Raw genomic sequence first — 24,458 nt, forward strand, 5'->3', positions numbered from 1 at the left:
ATCCAAGGGCCTAGCCCAATGTAAAAACAGAAATTTGTGAAAAATCACCACCTGATACTAGACTTGCAATGTTCATTAATTCTCGGTTAATGCCACCGAATGCTGAAGCATCCACATCGACTAAAGGAAGTGGAATATGTCTACCAATCAGATAGACCAGGATGATGAGAAAAGTGGTCGCCACCTTTTTCTTTAAAGGTGACTGAACCATTTGCCTTTTGGCTTGCATATTAGAACCCCAATTCTAATTTTTTGATTTTTATATATACGTCTCTATTGTAACATAAAGGCGACTATTGTTCGTCTAATTTATCCAAAAAGAGTTGAAAATTAGAAATGCTTTGGTTTTAAAATTATACAAAAAAATGACGACTTTAAAAGTTAAAAAAAGCCGTCATTTTGACGGCTTAAAAAGACTCTCTTACTAAAATCAGTCTTAAAAATTTCAAAATTTATAGTAATGAGGAAAACTGTCTACTTGACTTCTAATCTGATAATAGGGAAGAAACTCCGTTTCATCTATCTCCATAAGCTCAGTAGGCAAAAAAAGGGATGCCAACAGCTTTATGGCTGTTGAGCATCTCCTTTGTATTCTTGGTTAATGAGGAAAACTCCGTTTTCCTTATCTGCCACTTCAGTTGACAAATGGTTGACTTCAATAGCTTAAAATCTGGTTGTAAGGAAGAAACTCCGTTTCTTCTATATCCAACCTCCGTAGGTGATAAAACTGAAATGAGTAGCTTCATAGCTTATTGTAATGAGGAAACCTCCGTTTTCCTTATCCAAAACCCTCAGTCGGGCAAAACTGTCTACTAGACTTCAAATCTTGTAGTAAGGAAGAAACTCCGTTTCTTCTATCTCCATACGCTCAGTAGGCAAAAAAAGGGATGCCAACAGCTTTATGGCTGTTGAGCATCTCCTTTTTTTAGCCTACTGACCCCTCCATCTCATACGATATTAAGCGATTGAGTTCGACGGCGTATTCCATTGGTAATTCTTTGGTGAAGGGTTCGACGAAGCCCATGACGATCATTTCGGTTGCTTCTCCTTCTGTTAAGCCACGGCTCATGAGGTAATAGAGTTGTTCTTCTGAAATTTTTGATACTTTGGCTTCGTGTTCTAATGCTACTTGCGAATTGTGGATTTCATTGAATGGGATGGTATCCGATTTGGAGATGTCATCCATCAAAATAGTGTCACATTCAATATGGGAAACCGACTTTTTCGAATTTTTATTGAAGGTAACTTGTCCACGGTAGTCTACTTTTCCGCCACCTTTGGCAATTGATTTAGAGACGATTGATGATGATGTATGTGGTGCGTTATGAATCATTTTTGCACCTGTGTCTTGATGTTGACCCGCATTAGCAAAGGCTATTGACAACATGGTTCCACGCGCCCCTGGTCCATCTAAATAAACAGATGGGTACTTCATGGTTGTTTTAGCTCCTAAGTTGCCATCAATCCATTCAACCGTAGCATCCTGCAAGGCACGCGCCCGTTTGGTAACCAAATTATAGACATTGTCAGACCAGTTTTGGATAGTAGTATAGCGCATATAAGCCCCATCCAGCGCAAAAATCTCAACAATAGCTGCATGAAGACTGTTACTTGAATACGTTGGCGCCGTACAGCCTCAACATAATGGACACTAGCACCCTCGTCAACGATAATCAGCGTCCGCTCAAACTGCCCCGTATTCTCATTGTTGATCCGGAAATAAGTTTGCAAAGGAATATCCACCTTAACACCCTTAGGCACATAAATAAAGGTACCACCAGACCACACTGCTGAATTTAAAGCAGCTAGTTTATTATCCGTTGGGGGAACTAACTTTGCAAAATATTGTTTAAAGAGGTCAGGGTACTCCTTCAAAGCAGAATCCGTATCAGTAAAGACGATGCCCAACTTCTCGAATTCATCTTTCATGTTATGATAAACCACTTCAGATTCATATTGTGCAGAAGCTCCCGCTAAATAAGCACGTTCTGCCTGGGGAATTCCAATACGTTCAAAGGTTTCTTTGATTTTCTCCGGAACATCATCCCATGAACGAGCTGGTTTGTCAGAGGCTTTTTGATAATAAATAATATCATCAAAATTGATATTTGACAAATCTGCACCCCAAGTCTGCATGGGCATTTTATTGAAGGTTTCTAAAGATTTTAAACGAAACTCCAACATCCATTCTGGTTCACCTTTAGCAGCTGAAAGTTCTCTGACAACAGCTTCACTCAAACCTTTACCAGTAGAGTAAATCGGCTCAACATCATCATGAAAACCAAATTGGTAATCTCCTAAATCAATAGGAGTTGGTTCTACCTTTTCATTTGTTTCAGACATATCTATTCCTTTTCTTTCTATCTTACTTTGCTTCTTCTTGGTGACGTTTAATAGCTTTTTCTAAGGCGTGCCATGCTAAGGTCGAACATTTTATCCTTTGAGGAAATTTGGAAACACCCGCTAACAGCTCCGCTTCTCCTAATTCTTTCTGTTTAGGATTGTCTTGACCTTGGACCATCTCTGAGAAGATTTCAACCAATTCCAAAGCTTCAGCCTGAGTCTTCCCCTTAACAGCATCCGTCATCATACTAGAAGAAGCTGTTGAAATTGTGCAACCATCTCCCGCAAAAGCAATATCTGCAATTCGGTCACCCTCAAATTTGACACTTAAGGAAATGACATCACCACAGGTCGGGTTATTCAAAACAACAGACTCTACCCCTTCAATCGTACCATGATTGTGGGGATTTTTAGAATGGTCAGCCACAACCGCCATATAAAGACTATTCAGTCTAGAGAGTGCCATCAAAAAACTCCTTCGTTTTCAGAATCGCGTCAATCAAACAATCGCAATCCTCTTTTGAATTGTAAATGTAAAAACTTGCCCTAACAGCCGAGGAAATCTCCAGATGTCTCAAGAGTGGCTGTGCACAATGATGACCCGCCCTAACAGCAATCCCTTCGTAGTCCAAAGCTGTCGCGACGTCATGAGGGTGAATCCCATCTAAATTAAAGGCAAAAACCGCAGCATGCGCCTCTGGCTGACGCGGACCATACAGGGTTAGACCCTCCACGGCCAACAATTTAGGCAAGAGATAATCCACTAGCTCCTGCTGGTGCACCGCAATAGTGTCCATACCTATTTCATTAAGGTAGGAAATCGCCGCACCCAACCCTATGGCTCCCGCAATATTTGGCGTACCGGCTTCAAACTTCCAAGGCAATTCCTTCCAAGAAGCTTCTTGTTCGTAGACGAAATCAATCATTTCACCGCCAAATTCAAGGGGCTCCATCTGATTGAGCCATTTCTCTTTACCGTATAAGACACCAATCCCGGTTGGACCCATCATTTTATGACCTGAGAAGGCATAAAAATCACAATCTAAGTCCTGAACATCAATGGCCATATGCGGAACCGCCTGAGCGCCATCAACTATCATTAGCGCCCCCTTTTCATGGGCTAAGGCAGCGATTTCCTTGATAGGATTTTGACAGCCTAAAACATTTGAAACATGTGCAAGACTGACTATTTTCGTTTTATCAGTCAGCTTAGTCCTCAAATCATCCATGTCTAAAGCATGCTCTTTAAGATAAACATAAACCAGTTCCGCCCCAGTCGCTTGACAAACTTGTTGCCAAGGAATGATATTGGCATGGTGTTCCATGATAGAAATAAGGATTTGGTCTCCTGGTTTGAGAATGCTTTTAGCAAATCCTGCCAGCCAGTTGAGTCCAGTAGTAGTCCCTCTGGTAAAAAGAACTTCCTTACTAGATTTGGCATTAATAAAATCACGGACCAAAGCGCGACTGGCTTCATAGTCACGTGTCGCTCGTTCAGCTAAGGTATGAACACCCCGATGAACATTGGCGTTATCCTGATGATAATAGGCCATTATCCGGTCTAGTACTACTTGCGGTTTTTGAGTCGTCGCAGCATTATCCAAATAAACCAAGGCTTCATCATTAACCTCTTGCTCTAATATAGGAAATGCTTTTTTGATGGCTAAACTATCAATCATTCCGACTCCTTTTTATCTTAATTTCTAGCGGCTAATTTCTGATCTAATACATCGATAATGCTATCACGAACTTCTTTGACAGGAATTTCTGTAATAACAGCTCCTAAGAACCCTCGGATAACAAGTCTTTCAGCCGTATCTTTATCCAAACCACGACTCATGAGATAATACATATCTTCAGGGTCTACTTGACCAATTGAAGCTGCATGTCCCGCAGTCACTTCATTTTCATCAATCAATAAAATTGGGTTGGCATCACTTCTTGCCTTATCTGAAAGCATTAAAACACGGCTTTCTTGTTGAGCATCAGCTCCTTTAGCACCCTTAATAATGTGTCCGATTCCATTAAAGGTCAAAGTGCCACGTTCCAAAATAACCCCGTGTTGAAGAATATGACCCACAGAATTCTTACCGTAATTGGTAACTCGTGTATCAACCCCTTGCACTTGACGGCCACTTGAAGCAGCGACAACTTTTAAATCAGCATGACTGCCATCACCAAACAAGTCACTATCAAAGTCAGCAACCACATTACCTTCGTTCATCACACTTAAAGACCAATCAATCATAGCATTGTTAGACAAACGACCACGACGGCTAATATAGGTTGTCACTGATTCACCAAGGCGGTCAATCGCAGAAAACTTAACACGACTACCTTCTTGAGCAAGAATTTCAACACTGATATTGGCACTGGCTTTTTGACTGCCTTGACCAAATGATTCAAAACGTTCTAAGTAAGAAAATTGACTTTCCTTGCCAGCAATAATTAAGACATGCTTATTAAAGGGCACTTCACTATCACTATCTTGTAAAAAGATAGCTTCTAAGGGCCTTTCAATTTCCACAAAATCCGGAACATAAAGGACAGCTGCACTATTAAAATAAGCCGTGTGGTAAGCACTTAATTTATCCTGGTCATCTGCCACGGCAGTTCCAAAATAAGTTTCGATGATTTCTGGAATTTCTTCAAGGGCTGAATAAAAATCAGTGAAGACAACTCCCTTGTCATGCAAATCCATAGGTAACTGTTCGAAAACGGTTTGAGTTCCATTTTGAACCAAGGTTGGATTATCGCCTAAGGCAATAAAATCAGGGACATTTCCCGTCATAGGACTTTCAGAAATGCTACCATCTCCTAGGTTCCAACGGTGATATTTCACCCGTTCAATTCTTGGTAATTCCAGTTGATCAATTAATGTAAAAGCCTTTTGGCGTCTTTCTTGCAACCATGCCGGCTCTGCTTTTCCCTGAGAAAAAGCCAAAATATTTTCTAATGTCATAATGATGTATCCTCTTTCTCTCTATAATAACTAGACTCTTTTAGCAAGACATCATTAGACTTCTTCTTTGTAATCAATTCCTAGCTCTTCGGCAATACCAGCATAACCTTCTTTTTCAAGTCGAGCGGCTAATTCAGCGTCCCCCGAAAGAACAATACGGCCATCCATCATGACATGAACACGGTCAGGGGTAATGTAGTTCAAAAGACGTTGGTAATGGGTAATAATCATGGCACCAAAATCTTTTTGACGCATTTCATTGACCCCTTTTGATACCACTTTTAGGGCGTCAATATCAAGACCAGAGTCGATTTCATCTAATAAAGCAAACTTAGGTTCAAGCATCAACAATTGAAGGATTTCATTACGTTTTTTCTCACCACCAGAGAAACCTTCATTGAGGTAGCGCTCTGCCATTTCTTCTTTCATGCCCAAGAGTTCCATTTTTTGGTCCAATTTAGTAATGAAATCACGAACCGAAATTTTATCTTCATCAGCTTTACCAGCATTCATGGCAGCACGCATAAATTCAGCGTTGGTAATACCAGGAATTTCTGATGGGTATTGCATGGCCAAGAAAAGTCCCATCCGGCACGTTCATCAACTTCTAAATCAAGAACGTTAACGCCATCAAAAAGAACTTGACCTTCAGTCAACTTCATAGTTAGGATTGCCCATAATGGCAGCTGATAAGGTGGATTTCCCAGTTCCATTTGGTCCCATGATAGCCGCAATTTCACCTGTTTTAAGGGTTAGATTAACCCCTTTTAAAATCTCTTTATCATCAATTGAGACATGGAGATTTTTAATTTCGAGAATAGACATGATTTACCTCATTTTTCTATATTTTTCTCTCTTGCTAGTAAGCAAGTAGACGCAAAAAAGCTATTTTAATATTTACATAAATTATAACAAAAAAAGCCATCTTAGGCTTTATTTCTGTTCGGAAGTCAGTCTTTCTGCTTCCTTTTTTCCAATTGTTGACGGCGAAACTCACTATTACCGATAAATTTTAGTAAATTAAAGAGTGGTGTCCGTTTTTCACCCCAAATTTCCAATCCTTCAATCAAGACCTCTAGTCCGAATAAGAGACCAAACATGAGCAGAACCCCACCGATACGACTCGAAACATTCAATAAGAGGGAAATCAATGAGAAGAGCATGGCAATACCATATACCACAAGCACAGCACCACGATGAGTGAAGCCCATTGAAAGCAAACGGTGGTGTAAATGCATTTTGTCAGGTTCGTAAAATTTTTTTCCTGATAGGCTCCTTCGGATAATCGCTACCGCAGTATCCATAATTGGTACCCCGAGAATGATAACCGGGGTGACAACAACAACCGCAGTTGCATTCTTCAGACCTTGCAATGACAAGACACCAATCATAAACCCGATGAAAAGAGCTCCGGTATCTCCCAGATAAATCATTGCTGGGTGATAATTATAAGGGAAAAAACCTACAATTGAAGCAATTAAAATCAAAATGGTGACCGTTAAAAAGAAGTCTGGCTGAGGCAAGAAGAAGTAGGATACAATAGCCATGGTTAAAAGGCTAATGATTGACACTCCAGAAACTAGGCCATCCAAGCCATCAATTAAATTGATAGCATTGGTAATAGAAACTATCCAAAGTATAGTTAAGATGAAAGTGACAATCGGCCCAAAGAAAACCAATGGTCCACCAAAAGGTACTTTGAAACTATCAAATCGGAACTCAGTGAATGCCCAAATAATAAAAGCACCAAAAAAAATGCCGAGCATTTTTAATTTGGGACTGATTTCAAATAAATCATCTATATAGCCTGTCACAGTAATCATCAAAGCCGCCATGACAACTGGAAAAATATAAACAAAATAGCTTTGTTTATCTATTAATATCGTTTCTGAAACTTTAGGCATCAAAATGAGAGTTGTGATGAAAAAGGAAATGAAGATTGCTAGTCCACCACTACTTGGCATGGTTACCTTATTTACCCTTCTGGCGTTTGGTTCATCTACTGCTCCAACTTTAAAAGCTAGTAGACGAACCAGTGGGGTTAAGAACAAGGAAATCAGTAAGGCCCCTATTAGGATCAGAACATAATCAAATGTAAATGGAAACATTCTTTTACACCAATTCAATCTCTTTCAATTGTTCTACTGCTTGATCTTCAAGTAAGAGTGTCGCATGTTCTTGTAGATAGGCTCTCGTTTTCGTTCCAGGTAAAGCATGTTCAATCAAGCGAGCGTAGGTAATATTAGCAAAGTAAGGCGCTTGATTTTGCACATCAATCAAAATAGTCATGTGGTAACGATTGGCATCTTTATATAATTCAGAAGCTTCAATTGGGAAGTCAACTGTTTTTGCAAAGTGCACTGTTTCTTCAATAGAAAGAAAATCAAAAACATAATGAACATAATCCAAAGGCTCAATCGTTTCATCAACCATTTCTTCAGAGTCGTTACTTGCATTTGGTTGATTCTCTTCCACAGCTTCTTCTAACATCTCTTCAATTTTTTCCAATTTTTCATGAGCATTGACATCGCCTTTTTCCATCATACTTTTTTCAATAGTTTTGAAAAAATCTTCTGGAGACATCTGCGAAACATCTCCTAAATCAGCCAAGTCTTCAAAATCAATTTCTTTAGAAAGTTCTGATTTTGTCACGAAGACATCTAGGCGGTCTTTACGAGGTGTCACTCTGAAACTCAACATGCCACTATCTTTAAAGTTTTCTGGAAGATCTAATTCATCCATAACATTATAGAAGAATTCTTCAGTTTTTTCTTGAGGAATCAAGAAATCTTTCAACTCCATCCCTCTTTCTTCTAAATCATCCATACTAATTGTAATTTTTAGCGTCGTTTCGCTGATTTGTTTCATTTCCATAGTATATACCTCGCACGCGTAGTCATTCTATTATACTCGAAAAGCAGGAATTTCGCAATTTTGTGATTGATTCCAAGTTGGAACAAGAATTTTCACTCATTTTCCATAAAATTTAGGGATACCAAGAGAAAGAAAAAGCCTTCCGAAGAAGGCCTAGATTTAAACAAATAGAGTAATAAAGAAGTAAACAATTAGGAGACTTCCCAAGACAATACGATATTTCCCAAAAATGGTAAAGTCATGTTTCTTAACATAATCTGTCAAGAATTTAATAGCTAGAAGACTGACAAGAAAAGCTGTCAAGCTTGCAACCAATAAGATTAAGAATTGTGAAAAAGCCAAATGGTTGCCATCAAGGAAGAACTTCACAGCTTTTAAACCACTATAGCCAAACATGGTTGGAATGGCTAAAAAGAAAGTAAAATCAGCAGCAACCGGTCGACTTGTTCCCAAAATAATGGCGCCTAAAATTGTCGCACCAGAGCGACTTGTTCCTGGAACAATACTTAATACTTGGAAGCAACCTATGAGAAAGGCTGTTTTATATGACATTTTAGCTAAATCAGTGACTTGCGGAGCAACTGTTTCATTCCGTTTTTCAATCCAAAGAAATGCAAAACCATAAAGAATTAGCATCAAAGCAACAACAATAAAATTATAGAAGTGGGCTTCCATCCAATTATCCAACAATAAACCAAAGATAGCTGATGGAATACAGGCTATCACAACTTTCAACCATAGTTGCCATGTTAATTGCACCTCACGCTCCGTCTTACCAGGTTGGAAGGGGTTTAAGCGATTGAAATAAATGACAATTACGGCAATAATAGCCCCAAGCTGAATAACGATATTAAACATGTCCATAAAAGACTTGTCTTGCTGCATTTTTACAAATTCTTGAACAAGGATCAAATGTCCTGTACTAGAAATGGGTAACCATTCCGTAATACCTTCAATAATCCCGAAAAAGATAGCTTTTAATATTTCAAAAAATAACATAATTACTCCTCATTTTCAATAGAACTATTGTAACAGAATCTATCTGAAAATGTTAGTTTTGTGAATAAAAAATATTAGAGAATCTAGTTGGTACCATACCTAGCTTAAAAGGCACCCCCACCGCCGCCTCCGCCACCGCCGGAGAAGCCACCACCTGAAAAACCACCTGAACTACTTCCCGACGAAACGCTAAAGTGACTAGCATTTGCCGCTGCCATACTTGAGCTGGTCAAATTATTAGTCATCCCATACATAAAGGGATGAATCTGAGAGTATTGATGACCCAAGTTCTTATCTTCCAATTGAATACCATGAAGAATCATATATTTCTCAACCTGATCAGCAAAACCAAACATACTAGCATAAACCAGCATTCTATTCCAAACAACCAAGCTTTCAACTTCTGCTTTTTCAAAATGGTCAATGTCTTTAAGCATCTGAATAAAAGCATCCCAAGGCTGACGGGCAACTTGACCTTCTTGAGTTATGACCCCTTGTAAAATATCACCAGTCGGTTTTTTATTGATTTTAAAAATACATACGATAGCAATTAAGGCAAGTACAATATCGATAATCAAATGACGACCACCAGCTACTGCCATCACATAAAAGCCAAGGCAAATAAGGACGCCAACAACGCCAACTAAGAAGAGATTAGCCAAACCAAGATAGACTTTTTCTTTACCATTCATGGGACGGTAATAATTATCACTTTCTGTGCCAATACTAATTTTAACCGAATCCGTCAGATTCCGGAAGGCACGGTTAAGTTTGTCTAAATGCTCCTGGCCACGCGCATTCATCTGGCGTTGCAACTCTTGACCTGAGTATTGCTTTTTGAGCTTACGCTCAATTCCAGAATCAAAGAAATAATCTGCAAATAATTGGTTTGGTTTTAGCTTTTTCTCATCCCCAAAAGCCATGCGGACGAAGGATTTTTCAAAATCAGCCAAATGACTCTCATCTAATAATGTCAGGTAATAGCCGTCACTTTCTTTTTCCATGATAATCGCTTTGCGATCAACCAGGTCAAGCAAGGTAGCCTGAATGAGATTTTCAAAAGAAATGTCATCATCCTTGAAAGTTGACTGACTAGGGTTTAGCTTGTGAAGATTTAAATGGAATATCTTTTCGGCAATAATTAGTGGGGATTGGTCGCCCGGCAAGGCATAAAGACGTTGATCTTTTTTATTGCTGTATTTATAAACAGAATTTTTAAAGAGGAACCAACAAAGAGCTGCAAGAGCAAACAAGATAGCTACTATAATATAGACGTAATAATTGACAATATTATGGGCTAATTTAGTGTTTTTAGCAATGTTGGTTTCAGTTGTTTTGAAGCTCGATAAATAATTTTGGTCCAGAGCTGTTCCAGAGATGATAGCACTATCCCAATAACCATGTAATTCTAAAACACCATTTACCTCTGAAGCCTTAATATTAATTTTGTCTTTATTTTTTACATGAGCACCTGATGAAAAGTAGCCACGATGCATGTACATTTCTTGCTCTTGACTAGACTTTTGACTATCAATGGTGAAATGAACCTGATCAATGGACTTATCCCAATCAGATATTGGTTTCCAATTTAAGACAGCAATATCCTTATACTTGTATAAAATATTTGTCAGTTTCCATTTAACAATAAGTTTAACTTTGTCAGAAGAATCTCCAGCGTTGTAGACCTTTAAGCGATAACCATCGCCAAGATCTTCTAAAAAAGTGCTAACCTCTACTTTTTGATCATTTCTATAGGCTTCCACTTGTGGCTCAGCTTGAATAGTAAAACCACTAGGCATATTGCCAGCTTTCCCAAGACTGACGTACTGACCGCCATAACTGGTGCTAAAGATATAGGTAACTTCTTGAGTAAAGTCAGCACTATTATCCTCATTGATATGTAGATGACCTTCATAAAGCGGTATACGATAATCTACTTCACCAGCAAAAACAGTGCCGGTCAAAAAAGATATGATCAAAACTAAGCTCAATAAGAAGCGTTTTATAGTCATGCGATTACCCTACTTTCTAGCTCATATTTTATCACAAAAAATAAGGTAAATAAAAGAATTACTGGATTATAAAATTCTTATTTTTAATCAATCATTTGTATATTTTTCCATCTTTAAACAAAAATGATTGAAATCACTATCCATTTGCTGTAAAATAGTTGGATATATTATGAAAGTTGGAGTTTTTCTATGAAAAAGCTATTACTGAGCTGCTTCGTTGCCTGTCTATTTCTTTTTGGAAATGTCAGCCAAGCTCAAGCAGATTCCTATTTACGTGTCGGAATGGAAGCCGCATATGCACCATTCAACTGGACACAAGATACAAATGCCAATGGTGCAGTTCCAATCGAGGGCACCAATCAATTTGCCAATGGTTATGACGTTCAAGTTGCTAAAAAAGTTGCCAAGTCACTAAATAAGAAACTATTGGTTGTCAAAACATCATGGACTGGACTTATTCCGGCCTTAACTTCTGGTAAAATCGATATGATTGCGGCAGGGATGAGTCCTACAGAAGAACGCAAAAAAGAGATTGCTTTTTCGGATGCTTATTATACAAGTGAGCCAGTTCTCGTTGTTAAAGCAGACAGCAAATTCGCTAAAGCTAAATCTTTAGAAGATCTTTCTGGGGCAAAAATCACTGCTCAACAAGGGGTTTGGCACGTTAACCTGATTTCTCAAATTAAAGGAGTAAAGGCACAAACACCTATGGGAGACTTCTCACAAATGCGCCAGGCCCTATCTTCTTCTGTCATTGATGCTTATATCTCCGAGAGACCAGAAGCCATGACCGCAGAAAATGCCAATAGTTCATTTAAAATGGTCTCTTTGAAAAAAGGATTCACCGTTAATGCTTCAGATGCTGCCATAGCGGTTGGTATGCGCCAGGATGACAATCGTATTAATCAGGTTAACACTGTTCTTTCCTCTTTAAAAAACAAAGACCGTGTGGCTTTGATGGACAAGATGGTCAGCTTGCAACCAAAAGAAAAGAAATCAACCGATGCGGCTAAACCTTCTTTCTTTAACCAAATGTGGAACATCGCCAAAACCAATTGGAAACAATTCCTACGGGGTACTGGTTTAACCCTTCTTATCTCGACAATTGGTACAATTGTTGGTTTGATCATCGGACTTCTTATTGGAATCTACCGTACTGCTCCAACAGCAAAAAATAAAGCTATGGCTATCCTACAAAAACTCTTTGGTTGGTTCCTAAATGTCTATATCGAGGTTTTCCGTGGCACACCAATGATTGTTCAATCAATGGTTATCTATTACGGTACAGCACAAGCATTTGGTATTTCCATCGATCGTACCCTTGCAGCCATCTTTATTGTTTCTATCAATACGGGTGCTTATATGACTGAAATTGTTCGTGGTGGTATTTTTGCCGTTGACAAAGGTCAGTTTGAAGCTGCAACTGCACTAGGTTTTACACATGGTCAGACCATGCGTAAAATTGTACTCCCTCAAGTTATACGTAACATCTTACCTGCAACCGGAAACGAGTTTGTCATTAATATTAAAGATACATCCGTATTGAACGTTATTTCAGTAGTTGAACTTTACTTCTCAGGAAACACAGTTGCAACTCAAAATTACCAATACTTCCAAACTTTCTCTGTAATTGCCGTCATCTACTTTATCTTAACCTTCACAGTTACTAGAATACTACGTTATGTAGAGCGTCGTCTAGATGATGATAACTATACAACGATTGCAAGAGAAATGCCTTTAGAGGAGGCTACTAATGTCTAATCCTATTATTGAAATCAAACATTTAAAAAAATCCTATGGCCAAAACGAAGTTTTAAAAGATATCTCCCTTACCGTTCACAAAGGTGAGGTTATCTCCATCATTGGTTCCTCAGGTTCAGGAAAGTCGACACTTCTGCGCTCCATTAATCTTTTAGAAGAGCCAAGCGACGGACAAGTCTTATTCCATGGCGAAAACGTACTTGATGACAATTACAATTTGAGCCATTATCGCGAAAAATTAGGCATGGTTTTCCAATCCTTTAATCTTTTTGAAAATCTAAACGTTTTGGAAAATGCCATTGTCGCCCAGACAACAGTTCTGAAGCGAAATCGTACAGAAGCTGAAAAAATTGCTAAAGAAAACCTTAATACTGTCGGTATGACTGAACAATATTGGCAAGCCAAACCAAAACAGCTTTCAGGAGGACAAAAACAAAGAGTTGCAATTGCTCGAGCTCTTTCTGTCAATCCCGAAGCCATGCTCTTTGACGAACCAACTTCAGCTCTTGACCCAGAAATGGTTGGCGAAGTATTAAAAACCATGCAGGACTTAGCAAAATCAGGTTTAACTATGATTATCGTTACCCATGAAATGGATTTTGCTCAAGAGGTTTCCAATCGTGTCATCTTTATGGATAAAGGTGTTATCGCTGAGGAAGGGACACCTCAAGAAATTTTTGAAAATCCAAAGGAAGAAAGAACAAAAGAGTTCTTACAGCGCTTCTTAAAATAGAGAGATTCTATTCCTTTTACAGAAATATCAACCAAATAATGAGGGCTAGGAATAAAATCCTAGCTTTCATTTTATCACAAAACACTTTACCGGTTAAGTATTTTATGATATACTAGCCTTTGTTAACGTTAATAATTTATCAATAGGAGGTAACTATGGCCGAAAAAACTGACTTGGCGTCAGCTTACCGCAGACTAGAAAGTCCAAACATAAAAACAAAAAAACGTGCTCTAAAAATTATTCATGAGCATAAGAGAACTGGGAAGAAATAAATCGACCCATCTATAAAGTCAGACACAAAAAGCCTTGAGACAATTCCCTCCGTCTCAAGGCTTTTTCTTATTTAACTTTTAAAGCTGATAACACTTGTGTTCTGATATCATCCACACCATTTGGAGTATTTGGTAAGAATAAGGTTTGGTTTCCTTTAGAAGCAAAAGTATTTAAGGTATCCAAATATTGGTTAGTCAAGAGAATTGACATGATTTGTTCCTCATTCAGACTAATGTTAGCTTCTTTCAATTCTTGGATAGATTCAGCTAAACCATCGACAATGGCTTTACGTTGTTGAGCAATACCAACCCCGTGTAGACGATCTTTTTCCGCTTCCGCTGACGCCGCAGTAACAATTTTAATTTTATCCGCTTCTGCTAACTCTTGGGCTGCCACACGTTTACGTTGAGCCGCATTTATCTCATTCATCGACTGTTTTACTTCAGCATCTGGCTCAACTTTAGTAATCAAGGTTTTAACAATAATGTAACCGTAAGTTGACATTTCTTCAGCCACTTGGTGTTGAACTTCTAGGGCAATTTCATCTTTTTTCTCAAAGAGTTCATCTAGAGTTAATTTAGGAACTGAAGAACGAAGAGCATCTTCAATGTATGATTTGATTTGAGCTTCTGGTTTCATCAATTTATAGTAAGCATCAGTGACATTATTTTCGTTAACGCGGTATTGTGTTGCAATATTTAAGGTAACAAAAACGTTATCTTTTGTCTTGGTTTCGACAATAATTTCAGTTTGCAATAAGCGTAATTGAACTCTTGCTGCAATTTTATCAATACCAAAGGGCAATCTTAAATGGATACCACTTTGAGAAGTTGCTTGGTATTTCCCAAAGCGTTCGACAATAGCAACAGTTTGTTGTTTAACAACATAAAGCGTGCTAGCGATGATAGATAGGACAAGAACAACTAAGAAAACAAATAATATGAGTGAAATTAACATATTTCTCCTTTTTAAGTAGAGCTAGCGATGTCACACCTTACAGGCCTTGCTGCATCTTGACTTATTGATATAAGACAATTATAATCAATTTCTTATTTTTGTCAAATATATTGCCATCAAAAAATAAGATTTTTTTGTCGAAAAAAAGTAAGGTTTTCACCTTACTTTTCGCTTATTCGACACTCATGAGATATGGATAAACTGGTTGATCTCCTTGATGGATTTCAACTTCAACATCCTCATATTTTTCTTCGATATAGTCAGCAACTTCTTCTGCAAGTGCTGAATCGCCATCTTCGCCGACGAAGATTGTCACAATTTCACTATCGTCATCTAGCATGTGATCAAATGTTGATTTCATAGCAGTCTCAACTGTTGGGTCAGAAACTAAAATTTTTCCATCGACCATTCCTAGGTAGTCATGTTCATGAATTTCTAAACCATCAATAGTTGTATCTCTAACAGCTAAAGTTAATGAACCACTAGTTACATCAGAAAGACTCGCTGTCATATCAGCAACATTTTCTTCTAATGATTTACTTGCATCAAAAGCGAGTAAGCTAGTGAAGCCTTGTGGTACCGTTTTTGTCTCAACAACTGCTGCTGGAATATCAACAACATCTGCAGCTGATTGGGCAGCCATAAAGATATTTTTATTATTTGGTAAAATAATAACATTTTTAGCGTTAACTGATTCAATAGCTTTAACAATATCTTCAGTAGAAGGGTTCATGGTTTGACCACCAGAAATAATGTAGTCAACACCTTGGGCAGTGAAGATATCAGCTAAGCCTTGACCTGCTACAACTGCAATTATACCATATTCTTTAGCTTCTTCTTTAGGTTGACTAGAATTAGTCTTCTCAACTTGAGCATCATGCTGATTACGCATATTATCAACTTTAACTTTTACTAAAGCACCATATTTAAGACCTTCTTGCATTACAAGACCTGGATCTTCTGTATGGACATGGACTTTAACAATCTCATCATCATTGACAACCATTAAAGAATCACCGAGATTGCTTAAGTAACCTTGGAATTCTTCATAATTGAATTCTTTGACATAAGTTGGACCTTGACGCAAACCAACCATGATTTCAGTACAGTAACCGTAAGTAATATCTTCAGTTGCTACATGACCTACAACGGCTTTATGATGCTCTGCATTAATCATTTCTGACATATTAGCAGGAGTTGCTTTAAAATCTTCGGAAGCAATATAGTCGCCATTTAAGGCAGACATAAAGCCTTCATAAATAAAGACAAGACCTTGTCCACCAGAGTCAACAACACCTACTTCTTTTAATACTGGAAGTAAGTCAGGCGTTTTAGCTAAAGCTTTTTTAGCACCTTTAAGTGCTGAAGCCATAACTTCAACAGCATCGTTTGTTGATTCTGCTTTTTTCAAAGCCGCACTAGCAGCGCCACGAGATACTGTTAAAATAGTACCTTCAACTGGTTTCATTACAGCTTTATAAGCCACTTCAACGCCAGCTTGGAAAGCTTGTGCCAAATCTTGACCATCTAATTCAACTTTACCTTTGATGCTTTGACCAAATCCACGGAAAATTTGTGACGTAATAACGCCTGAGTTTCCACGTGCTCCCATTAAAAGCCCTTTGGATAGAATTTGCCCAACTTCACCAACAGTATCTGCTGGTTTGTTAGCAACTTCTTTGGCACCATTATCCATTGTCATTCCCATATTTGTACCGGTATCTCCATCTGGTACAGGGAAAACATTTAAGGAATTAACATATTCTGCTTGCTTACCGAGACGCGTTGCCGCGGCTTGTATCATTTCTTGAAACAAGCTTGCTGTAATATTTGACACTAGTTTTCTCCTACGACCTTAATATTTTGCACATACACATTAACCATATCAGCTGTCAAACCTAGTTGACTTTCAAGGTTAAACTTCACCCGTTCTTGGATGTTTTTAGAAACTTCACTGATTTTCACACCGTAACTCATTACAGTATAAACATCAACAGAAAGACCCATATCTGTTGATTTCACAACTACACCTTTAGCGTAGTTTTCTTTGCGAAGTAGTGATTGGAAGTTGTCTTTAATAGCACTTTTACTTGCCATCCCAACAACGCCAAAGATTTCCGTTGCTGAACCACCAACGACAGTTGCAATAACGTCGTCAGATAGTTCAATGAGACCATCATTTGTATTAATTTTTACAGTCATATTTACTACCTCAAAAAGTTTTTATCACTTAATTATATCTAAAATTAGACCATTTGTCACGTAAACCACCGTATACCTCTAAAATCAGGCATTTTAATAGAAAAAAATAGCGCTAGCCATTGCGATAGCTCCAAAACCAAGAAAAAGAAAAAAAGCCCTAAGGCTTATTTCAATTATACGCGTTCAACTTTACCAGATTTAAGCGCACGAGCTGAAGCCCAAACTTTTTTAGGTTTACCATCAACAAGAATAGTAACTTTTTGAAGATTTGGTTTAACTGTACGTTTAGTTTGATTCATAGCGTGTGAACGGTTGTTACCAGATACGGTTTTACGACCTGTGAAATAACATACTTTTGCCATTTTATCAGTTTCCTCCTAGGTAGAATGTGTTTACGATGTGCTAGCACCACATACCAAACTATTCTATCATAAGGGCATGTAATTGGCAAGCTTTTTTTCTTAGACAATTTGTCTCAATTTGCATTAATCTTCCATGGCTATTACTAGAGATTCATAGAGACTTTGAACCGTTCCATCATTTAAAACTTCAGTAATATGATCTTCCATACCGTCACGAAATTCATAAGTATAGGCCACTCCACTTGGATTTACAACTCCAAATTTTTTGTGTTCTCTATGTGGGTGGGCGATGGTCAAAGATATCTTTCTTTCAACGTCGATTGGAACTGTATATTTAAAGAGAATGTCCCTTTGACTGGTTTTCCCAACCAAATAACCTGATTGGGAAAAAAGCTCCATCAACGCTTCCATTTCCTTATCCGTCATACTTGCCTCCTTGATTGGCTAACTCTTCTTTTTCAAGTTCAAATAGCATCAAATATATTAATTGAATACATAGTTCAGATTTTCCAACATTATCCGTAGTCCCAGCCAAGTAAACATCCAATTGTGGACAATAAAATGCAAAAGCACCTGAAATACCAGAATGACCAATAAAACTCAACCTAGCTTCTTTATTAAACTGACCTAGCGACAACTTCATATGACCACCACCATATTCAACTGGCGCGTAATCACCTTGCAAAGGATAATAATCTTGCATTTCCTGCCAATGGTCTTTATTAAATAGATCGCCTTGGATGAATGCCCTGATAAAAGTCATTGTGTCAGCAGTGGTCGACACGCCCCCACCAGCCCCTTGGGCGCTAGCAACAATTTTGGGACGATAAAGATAGTCTTTACCTGTATATAATGGAGGAATCATACCATATTCACTGCTGACAAGGTAAGAGCGATTTAGCCCTAAGGGTTCCATTATAAAGCGATCAATACAGTCATCAAGCGAAAGATGATGAATTTTCTCAATAATTTCTCCCAACAACATGAAATTGATATCCGCATAATGAGCCTGATCGCTACTAGGTAAAAAATGTGCATCACTTTGTCTAACCCAATCAAGCATATCATCAAATGTATATGAAAAATCAGCTTCAGCAATTTTCTGACGAAGATAAATAGGTTCCTCAAAAAAGATATTGGCTAGCCCACTTCTTTGAAACAAGAGATCCTTAATTGTAATATATTGCGTCTGATCTTTTCCCATATAGTGATTCAACTGGGACAGCTTTTCTTTTTCGATGAAATCGGTTACAATATTATTGTAGGATATTTTACCCTGATCGATTAATTGCAAAATGAGGGTAGTTACCCACATTTTAGTGACACTAGCCAATAAAAAAGGCGTCTGATCGGTCATGGGACCGTGTTCAAATTGAGCAACTTCTTGCCCATTTCCTTTTTCTATGGAAATAATTGCTTTAGGGAGTTGATTTTTTTCAACAAAACCCTGAAAAAGCTTTTGTAAATTTTCTTTAGACACTACAAGACCTCCCTATAAGACTTTCTCATCATCGGAAAGATATAAACAACTAACTAAGGATACTAGACATGGATATAAGACAACTTTCTTATTTTTTAACAATAGCAAAAACACAAAATTATTCGCACGCTTCAAAGATTCTGTTTGTCTCCCAACCAGCTTTAAAACAGGCTATCTCAAAAATGGAAGAAGAATTCAATACCCAACTCTTCATTTACAATAACCACCGCTTAAATTTAACCGATTCCGGTCAAAAACTTTTGGAAAGAGGCGAACCAATTGTAAAAGAATTTAACGAATTGGTTTTTGATATGCAAAATCTAGCTGAGCTCGAAAGAGAATCTCTAACTATTGGTGTTACTTTCTTGACCATGCTCCAATACATGGACCAAATTTCACGTTTCATTCGTAAAAATCCCAATGTTGACTTACGCATCATTCAAGAAGGATCCATGAAATTACAGCATTTATTGGTTAAAGAAAAAATTGATATTGGCATCCTATCATTCCCACAAATTGAGCATGATATTATTATTGATTCTGTTGCTATCAATCATTCCAGCTACACAGCTTGCCTAGTCGTTCCGAAAAATCATCCCTTATCTGGACTTGATAAAGTAACATTTAAGGATATAAAAGGCTATAACATTGCAAGCTTGAGTGATAATTTTGCATTAGGTGAATTAACTAAAAAGAGATGTCGTGAATTAGGTTACATCAATCAAGTTATTCTAACTCATGATGATTTTGAAATTCTTTTACATAGTCTAAAGAAATTAGACGCTATTACCGTTCTCCCTCGAGAATTTGAGGAGTTAAGCCCTGTTCAAGATTTAGTCTGGATTCCAATCCACGATATCAACAATCTCTATAAACAAGGCTTAGCCTACCGCAAAAACATGTCAGGTAATTCAACTACCGTTAAGAAATTTATCGAAGCTATTAAAAATTAGTTTTCATCCGGAAAGTCTAATACTTGGTAAGTTTCGTTTTCTCGAAGAACACGCAAACCACCTAATGCTAAGGCTTCCAATTCAAATTCACCTGGATAAGCTTTGAATGGGCCAATAAAGGCAACCTTTTCAGCTACTTTTTGACGCAGTCTTTCTGAATAGGCCATACCACCAGTGATGCTTACCATATCTATAGGTCCATTAATGCTTACAGCTAAACTAGCGATAGTTTTAGCGATTCCAAGGGCCATAGCATCAAATGCTAAGGCTGCAGATTCATCACCGGCTTGAATAGCCGCTTCAACTTCACGCAAATCAGCTGTTTTACATAATGATTGTAAACCGGCTTTTTTTCTGACCAAAACATTAAAGTTATCAAGACCCATTTCTTTAACCAACTTAACAGTCGTCTTGATTGGAAGTCCGCCAGATCTTTCAGCAGAGAACATAATTTCATCATCTGAAACAAAATCAACCACTTGACCTTTTTCGTGAGCACTTGCACTTGAACCACCGCCCAGATGAGCAATAATGATATTGATATCTTTATAATCTTTACCAAGATCTTCCGCTACTTTACGGGCAACCGCACGCATATTTAAATGGTGACCAGTTGAAGTCCGTTCAACTCCTTTAATACCAGTGATTCGAGAAACTGGTCGCATAGAATCAACAGTAACTGGATCATAAACATAAGCTGCTTTGCCTTGACCATATTTTTCCATAAGGGCCTTAGCTAATTTAGCACCCATATTTGAAGGATGTTCCAATACAGGATGGTTTTCCAAATGATTAATAAGGGCATCATTAGCTAAGATAGCACCTGGTTTAACTGGGCCAATTAAGCCACCACGACCAACAGCTAATTCAATAGCTTCAACACCATGTTTTTCAATCACTTTTTCAATATCTGCTAAACGCATTTCAAATTGATCAAAGACTTTAGTATAACGCTCTAAATCTTTTGAATGATAAGTGATTTCTTCTTTCCAAACTTGTTCTTTATCTTGGTACATAGCTACTTTTGTCGATGTTGCACCTGGATTAACAACAATTACTCTATCCATATTCTATTCCTATTCCTTTTCCCTGATTATTTATTGCTTGTCATGATAATTTGAGAAAGCAAGATTGAGGCATACTTCTCTTCAAAGCTTGAGCTTCTTGAAGTGATAATAACTGGAACTTGAGCTCCCATGATAAGACCAGCCATCTCTGAACCACCAAATAAGGTCAAAGATTTTGATGCGATATTACCAGTTACAATATCTGGAGCAAATAAGATATCGGCATCCCCTTGAATTCTGCCAGAGTATTCCTTTTCTTTTGCGCTTTCAGGCGATAGCGATAAATCAATAGACAAAGGTCCTTCAACAGTGAATTCTTTATTATCTTGATACTCTTGCGTCAATTCTGTTTCCATAACAGATGATGGGAGTTTTGGAATCAAGGTTTCAGCGGCAGAAAGTAATGACACTTTAACATGATCAATATGTAATGAAGACATAACTTCTACAGCATTTGTAATCACAACTTTAGCAGTTTCTTTATCTGGTTGGAGAACAAGTCCACCATCAGTGATTGCGATTAACTTGTTGAGGCTAGGCATTGATAAGACAGCAACGTGAGAAAGCGTATCAGCTTTACGGATACCTGTTTCTTTGTTGACAACTTCTTTAAGGACTTTACCAGTTGAGATATGACCCTTAAGGATTGCATCTCCTTTACCTGAACGAACCAATTCAACCCCTTTGAAGGCTGCTTCTTGATCATCAGCGACTGCTACAATCTCGTAAGACTCTTTTGGAATATCAAAGCCTTTTAATTTCTCTTCTAATTTCGCGTGATCATCGATTAAATAAGCAAAAATCCGTTTTTCACTAACAGCACGTTCAATACAAGCTAAAACCTCTTCATCTGCGGCTTTAATGGCAACCAGGTTGATTGGTTTTACAACTTCTTTAATTTCGGGTCTTGCTTCAAATAATTTATCAATTAACAATGACATGTTTTTTCCTCCTATAATAAAGGGACTGTCTTCACCTAAGTTGAAAAGCAGCCCCTAAAGTCATTAGATATCGAGTTTATAATCTTCAGGTGTAACCAAATGAAGAACGTTCATAAAGAGGTGTTTAAAGATAAATCCAAATGCTACTGGGCCACCGACGAATACAAGTAAAGCACTTAGAATATTCATAAGAGACCAGCCACCTTTTGCTAGGTTCAAGTGGTTAATTGGGCCTACAAGTCCACTAAATCCAAAGCCCGCACTCATTGGAGTTCCTTGAATGTTGAAGAAATAAGCTAGAGCACCACAAGCTGCAGCAGAGCAGATGATTGGCAATAAGGTTTTTGGATTTTTAACCCATACTGGCATTGAAATTTTTGGTGAACCAAGGAAGTGAGCTAAGGCTGTACCATGTGAGTTAACTGACCAACCAAGAATGGCGAAACCAAAACCAGTTGCACAGATACCAACGTTAGCAGCACCTGAACCAAGACCAGCTAGAGAAATGGCAAGGGCAATACCTACGGTTGTGATTGGTGACACGATAAGGAAACCAAAGACAATGGCTAAGAGGATACACATGATTAATGGTTGTAAGTTAAGCAATTGAGCTGTTCCCATACCAATGAATTTAGTAATCATTGAAACATATGGTAAGGTGAAGCGACCAATCAGACCAACAACTAACATCATGAGTGGTGGAATGACCAAAATAGTATAAGCTTTTAGACCGTTACCTACCCAGAGGATAATAGCAGCACCAATAGCAGCTGTTAACATCATATTGATAATGTCACCAGTACCAGCCATCATAATCATGCCATCTTTTGCCGAAATAGCACCGGAAGCAAAGAGTGTTGCCAAGCCAAGAGCTGCCGACTGGATTGGATTAAACTTGAAGTTCATTCCGACCATAATCCCGCAAACCAAGCCCATGGTTGAGTTTGACATGCCTAACCCCCAGGCTAATGGTGCTAAGAATGGCATTGATGGAATCAAGGATTTCACTAGTTCAGATAGTAAAGCTCCAGGGATAAGAACGACTACTGCCCCTAAAGCAATACCATTCAAAATGTTCATTGCAAATGCTTTTGCAGTTAATTTATTTTCCATAATTTTTCCTCTATTGGTGGATACCATGTCCAAGTAAGATTTCACTTGCATCCATAATTGTCTCAGCTAAGCTTGGGTGATTGTGGATGGTTAAAGTGATATCTTCAGCTGTCAATAAGTTTTCAATTGCCAAAGTAATTTCAGCGATTAACTCACTAACACCAGATCCTACAAGTTGGGCACCAATAATTCTATTGTCTTTTTTATCTGAAATTAAGCGAACAAAGCCTTCAGGATTTGCCATTGAAAGAGCACGACCGTTGCTTGCAAATCTAAATGTTGCAACTTTAGCATCAATACCAGCTTCTTTAGCAGCAGCTTTGGTCATACCTACTGTTGCAATTTCTGGTTGTGTATATGCAACTGTTGGGATAACAAGATAGTCCGCAGCAACACCCTCAACTTGAGCAATAGCTTCAGCAGCAACTTTAGCTTCGAAAGAAGCTTTATGTGCTAAGGCAGGACCAGCTGTGATATCACCAATCGCGTAAATATGTTTAACCTGAGTTTGCATTTGTTCATTAACTGGAATCAGACCTCTCTCATCCAAGTCTAAACCAGCAAGTTCAATGGAAACATTATCAGTGTTTGGACGACGGCCAACAAGGACCGCAACTTTATCAGCAGTGATTTTCTCTTCTTTATCTCCATTTTGGTAGAATAGATCAATCCCTTGAGCTGTTTTTTCGTAACGAGAAGCTTTAGCACCCGTAATAATGGTCATGCCAAGCTGCGCTGCTTGATCAAGAACTGGTTTCACTAAATCAGCCTCGAACCCACCTAATACACGGTCCATTCCTTCAAGAATAGTCACATGGCTACCAAGGTTGGCATAAGCCATAGCTAATTCCATACCAATATAACCACCACCAATGATAGCTAATTCTTTTGGTACTTCTTGCAAGTTGAGGAGACCTGTTGAATCAAGAATGTCTTCTCCGAATGGGAAAGCTTTCAATTCAATTGGACGACTACCTAAAGCTAAAATCACGTTTTTAAAGCGGTAGCCTTCACCCAAACCATCTTCCGGTGTCACAAAAACGGTATCTTTGGAAACAAAGTGCGCTTCCCCTTTAACAATAGTCACTTTATTCTTTTTCAATAGAGTTTCAACGCCCATTGTTAATTTAGAAACAACTTGACTGTTTTTCCATTCTTGTGCTTTTGCAAAATCTAAGCTTGTTTCGCCAAAACTGATGCCGTAAGGAGATTCCATTTTACTGTGGGCATAGTCATGACCAACTTGAATCAAGGCTTTTGATGGAATACAGCCAACGTTCAAGCAAGCACCACCAATGTTGCCTTTTTCAATAATGACAACTTTTTGACCCAGTTGGGCAGCGCGAATCGCTGCCACATAACCACCAGGTCCTGAACCAATAACAATAGTTTCTACTTCATTTGTAAATCCGCCTACTACCATGCC

General features: G+C 38.2%; 22 protein-coding genes and 2 pseudogenes. 4 read left to right on the forward strand and 20 right to left on the reverse strand.

The genetic code is table 11. The features are described from left to right. Window positions 1-10 precede the first annotated feature (10 nt). From AT575_RS10860 to AT575_RS07120, 10 genes and pseudogenes are all read right to left on the reverse strand, one after another. Entirely contained in the window at window positions 11-229 is a 219-nt protein-coding gene (locus tag AT575_RS10860) for a hypothetical protein (protein WP_245871512.1), read from the reverse strand. A 696-nt stretch (window positions 230-925) separates the two neighbouring features. Continuing rightward, window positions 926-2,343, reverse strand: a pseudogene (gene sufB, locus AT575_RS07080) (Fe-S cluster assembly protein SufB). Window positions 2,344-2,365: 22 nt separating this feature from the next. Further along, entirely contained in the window at window positions 2,366-2,809 is a 444-nt protein-coding gene (gene sufU / locus AT575_RS07085) for a Fe-S cluster assembly sulfur transfer protein SufU (protein WP_102777748.1), read from the reverse strand. Then, a complete protein-coding gene (locus tag AT575_RS07090) occupies window positions 2,796-4,022 on the reverse strand; it encodes a cysteine desulfurase (RefSeq protein WP_102777749.1) in 1,227 nt (408 codons plus the stop codon). Before AT575_RS07090 ends, sufU begins: the two co-directional genes overlap by 14 nt. Window positions 4,023-4,039: 17 nt before the next feature. Continuing rightward, the gene (gene sufD, locus AT575_RS07095) at window positions 4,040-5,305 is read right to left on the reverse strand and encodes a Fe-S cluster assembly protein SufD (protein WP_102777750.1); all 1,266 of its coding nucleotides are present in this window, start codon (window positions 5,303-5,305) and stop codon (window positions 4,040-4,042) included. Window positions 5,306-5,359: 54 nt separating this feature from the next. Next, a pseudogene (gene sufC, locus AT575_RS07100) lies at window positions 5,360-6,130 on the reverse strand (Fe-S cluster assembly ATPase SufC). Window positions 6,131-6,255: 125 nt separating this feature from the next. After that, window positions 6,256-7,413: a glycosyltransferase family 4 protein gene (locus tag AT575_RS07105; protein WP_102777751.1), complete on the reverse strand. Its 1,158-nt coding sequence runs from the start codon at window positions 7,411-7,413 to the stop codon at window positions 6,256-6,258. Window positions 7,414-7,417: 4 nt separating this feature from the next. Beyond that, entirely contained in the window at window positions 7,418-8,179 is a 762-nt protein-coding gene (gene mecA / locus AT575_RS07110) for an adaptor protein MecA (RefSeq protein ID WP_102777752.1), read from the reverse strand. A gap of 159 nt (window positions 8,180-8,338) precedes the next feature. Continuing rightward, window positions 8,339-9,178 (reverse strand): undecaprenyl-diphosphate phosphatase, encoded by an 840-nt coding sequence (locus tag AT575_RS07115; protein ID WP_102777753.1) that lies wholly within the window; start codon window positions 9,176-9,178, stop codon window positions 8,339-8,341. Window positions 9,179-9,282: 104 nt separating this feature from the next. Next, the gene (locus AT575_RS07120) at window positions 9,283-11,190 is read right to left on the reverse strand and encodes a DUF2207 domain-containing protein (RefSeq protein ID WP_102777754.1); all 1,908 of its coding nucleotides are present in this window, start codon (window positions 11,188-11,190) and stop codon (window positions 9,283-9,285) included. Between the two features lie 189 nt (window positions 11,191-11,379). Between AT575_RS07120 and AT575_RS07125 the strand changes: the two genes are divergently transcribed. From AT575_RS07125 to AT575_RS07135, 3 genes are all read left to right on the forward strand, one after another. Next, window positions 11,380-12,951: an ABC transporter substrate-binding protein/permease gene (locus AT575_RS07125; RefSeq protein WP_102777755.1), complete on the forward strand. Its 1,572-nt coding sequence runs from the start codon at window positions 11,380-11,382 to the stop codon at window positions 12,949-12,951. Next, entirely contained in the window at window positions 12,944-13,684 is a 741-nt protein-coding gene (locus AT575_RS07130) for an amino acid ABC transporter ATP-binding protein (protein WP_102777756.1), read from the forward strand. Before AT575_RS07125 ends, AT575_RS07130 begins: the two co-directional genes overlap by 8 nt. A 155-nt stretch (window positions 13,685-13,839) precedes the next feature. Then, window positions 13,840-13,956, forward strand: coding sequence for a putative metal homeostasis protein (locus tag AT575_RS07135; RefSeq protein WP_102777757.1), 117 nt, complete (start codon window positions 13,840-13,842; stop codon window positions 13,954-13,956). A 67-nt stretch (window positions 13,957-14,023) separates the two neighbouring features. Here the strand turns inward: AT575_RS07135 and AT575_RS07140 are convergent, their stop codons facing one another. From AT575_RS07140 to AT575_RS07165, 6 genes are all read right to left on the reverse strand, one after another. After that, window positions 14,024-14,914 (reverse strand): SPFH domain-containing protein, encoded by an 891-nt coding sequence (locus AT575_RS07140; RefSeq protein WP_102777758.1) that lies wholly within the window; start codon window positions 14,912-14,914, stop codon window positions 14,024-14,026. Window positions 14,915-15,086: 172 nt separating this feature from the next. After that, window positions 15,087-16,751, reverse strand: coding sequence for a DAK2 domain-containing protein (locus AT575_RS07145; RefSeq protein WP_102777759.1), 1,665 nt, complete (start codon window positions 16,749-16,751; stop codon window positions 15,087-15,089). Then, window positions 16,751-17,116: an Asp23/Gls24 family envelope stress response protein gene (locus AT575_RS07150; RefSeq protein ID WP_102777760.1), complete on the reverse strand. Its 366-nt coding sequence runs from the start codon at window positions 17,114-17,116 to the stop codon at window positions 16,751-16,753. The genes AT575_RS07145 and AT575_RS07150 overlap by 1 nt, the downstream gene beginning before the upstream one ends. 173 nt (window positions 17,117-17,289) lie before the next feature. Next, window positions 17,290-17,478, reverse strand: coding sequence for a 50S ribosomal protein L28 (gene rpmB / locus AT575_RS07155; RefSeq protein WP_003025909.1), 189 nt, complete (start codon window positions 17,476-17,478; stop codon window positions 17,290-17,292). A gap of 123 nt (window positions 17,479-17,601) precedes the next feature. After that, on the reverse strand, window positions 17,602-17,904 hold the full coding sequence (locus tag AT575_RS07160) for a hypothetical protein (protein ID WP_102777761.1): 303 nt from the start codon (window positions 17,902-17,904) through the stop codon (window positions 17,602-17,604). Continuing rightward, window positions 17,894-18,958 carry a serine hydrolase domain-containing protein gene (locus AT575_RS07165; RefSeq protein WP_102777762.1) on the reverse strand — a complete coding sequence of 355 codons (1,065 nt, stop codon included), beginning with the start codon at window positions 18,956-18,958 and terminating at the stop codon, window positions 17,894-17,896. The genes AT575_RS07160 and AT575_RS07165 overlap by 11 nt, the downstream gene beginning before the upstream one ends. Window positions 18,959-19,026: 68 nt before the next feature. Between AT575_RS07165 and AT575_RS07170 the strand changes: the two genes are divergently transcribed. After that, window positions 19,027-19,911, forward strand: coding sequence for a LysR family transcriptional regulator (locus tag AT575_RS07170; protein WP_102777763.1), 885 nt, complete (start codon window positions 19,027-19,029; stop codon window positions 19,909-19,911). Here the strand turns inward: AT575_RS07170 and buk are convergent. From buk to lpdA, 4 genes are all read right to left on the reverse strand, one after another. Beyond that, window positions 19,908-20,978: a butyrate kinase gene (gene buk / locus AT575_RS07175; RefSeq protein WP_102777764.1), complete on the reverse strand. Its 1,071-nt coding sequence runs from the start codon at window positions 20,976-20,978 to the stop codon at window positions 19,908-19,910. The two genes, AT575_RS07170 and buk, sit on opposite strands and share 4 nt — an antisense overlap. A gap of 26 nt (window positions 20,979-21,004) precedes the next feature. After that, window positions 21,005-21,919 carry a phosphate acyltransferase gene (locus AT575_RS07180; protein WP_102777765.1) on the reverse strand — a complete coding sequence of 305 codons (915 nt, stop codon included), beginning with the start codon at window positions 21,917-21,919 and terminating at the stop codon, window positions 21,005-21,007. Window positions 21,920-21,982: 63 nt separating this feature from the next. Beyond that, the gene (locus tag AT575_RS07185) at window positions 21,983-23,032 is read right to left on the reverse strand and encodes a PTS sugar transporter subunit IIC (protein ID WP_102777766.1); all 1,050 of its coding nucleotides are present in this window, start codon (window positions 23,030-23,032) and stop codon (window positions 21,983-21,985) included. A gap of 10 nt (window positions 23,033-23,042) precedes the next feature. Beyond that, complete coding sequence (gene lpdA, locus AT575_RS07190; RefSeq protein WP_102777767.1) at window positions 23,043-24,455, reverse strand: dihydrolipoyl dehydrogenase; 1,413 nt, start codon at window positions 24,453-24,455, stop codon at window positions 23,043-23,045. Window positions 24,456-24,458 lie beyond the last annotated feature (3 nt).

Source organism: Streptococcus penaeicida, assembly GCF_002887775.1.
GTDB classification, from domain to species: domain Bacteria; phylum Bacillota; class Bacilli; order Lactobacillales; family Streptococcaceae; genus Streptococcus; species Streptococcus penaeicida.

Excerpts from the sequence above, each read along its gene's own strand:
- sufD (WP_102777750.1), bottom strand. The coding sequence starts at position 5,305 with ATGACATTAGAAAATATTTTGGCTTTTTCTCAGGGAAAAGCAGAGCCG.
- AT575_RS07090 (WP_102777749.1), bottom strand. The coding sequence starts at position 4,022 with ATGATTGATAGTTTAGCCATCAAAAAAGCATTTCCTATATTAGAGCAA.
- AT575_RS10860 (WP_245871512.1), bottom strand. The coding sequence starts at position 229 with ATGCAAGCCAAAAGGCAAATGGTTCAGTCACCTTTAAAGAAAAAGGTG.
- mecA (WP_102777752.1), bottom strand. The coding sequence starts at position 8,179 with ATGGAAATGAAACAAATCAGCGAAACGACGCTAAAAATTACAATTAGT.
- AT575_RS07185 (WP_102777766.1), bottom strand. The coding sequence starts at position 23,032 with ATGGAAAATAAATTAACTGCAAAAGCATTTGCAATGAACATTTTGAAT.
- AT575_RS07140 (WP_102777758.1), bottom strand. The coding sequence starts at position 14,914 with ATGTTAATTTCACTCATATTATTTGTTTTCTTAGTTGTTCTTGTCCTA.
- AT575_RS07170 (WP_102777763.1), top strand. The coding sequence starts at position 19,027 with ATGGATATAAGACAACTTTCTTATTTTTTAACAATAGCAAAAACACAA.
- rpmB (WP_003025909.1), bottom strand. The coding sequence starts at position 17,478 with ATGGCAAAAGTATGTTATTTCACAGGTCGTAAAACCGTATCTGGTAAC.
- sufU (WP_102777748.1), bottom strand. The coding sequence starts at position 2,809 with ATGGCACTCTCTAGACTGAATAGTCTTTATATGGCGGTTGTGGCTGAC.
- AT575_RS07120 (WP_102777754.1), bottom strand. The coding sequence starts at position 11,190 with ATGACTATAAAACGCTTCTTATTGAGCTTAGTTTTGATCATATCTTTT.
- AT575_RS07125 (WP_102777755.1), top strand. The coding sequence starts at position 11,380 with ATGAAAAAGCTATTACTGAGCTGCTTCGTTGCCTGTCTATTTCTTTTT.
- lpdA (WP_102777767.1), bottom strand. The coding sequence starts at position 24,455 with ATGGTAGTAGGCGGATTTACAAATGAAGTAGAAACTATTGTTATTGGT.
- buk (WP_102777764.1), bottom strand. The coding sequence starts at position 20,978 with ATGGATAGAGTAATTGTTGTTAATCCAGGTGCAACATCGACAAAAGTA.
- AT575_RS07135 (WP_102777757.1), top strand. The coding sequence starts at position 13,840 with ATGGCCGAAAAAACTGACTTGGCGTCAGCTTACCGCAGACTAGAAAGT.
- AT575_RS07160 (WP_102777761.1), bottom strand. The coding sequence starts at position 17,904 with ATGACGGATAAGGAAATGGAAGCGTTGATGGAGCTTTTTTCCCAATCA.
- AT575_RS07150 (WP_102777760.1), bottom strand. The coding sequence starts at position 17,116 with ATGACTGTAAAAATTAATACAAATGATGGTCTCATTGAACTATCTGAC.
- AT575_RS07130 (WP_102777756.1), top strand. The coding sequence starts at position 12,944 with ATGTCTAATCCTATTATTGAAATCAAACATTTAAAAAAATCCTATGGC.
- AT575_RS07105 (WP_102777751.1), bottom strand. The coding sequence starts at position 7,413 with ATGTTTCCATTTACATTTGATTATGTTCTGATCCTAATAGGGGCCTTA.
- AT575_RS07115 (WP_102777753.1), bottom strand. The coding sequence starts at position 9,178 with ATGTTATTTTTTGAAATATTAAAAGCTATCTTTTTCGGGATTATTGAA.
- AT575_RS07180 (WP_102777765.1), bottom strand. The coding sequence starts at position 21,919 with ATGTCATTGTTAATTGATAAATTATTTGAAGCAAGACCCGAAATTAAA.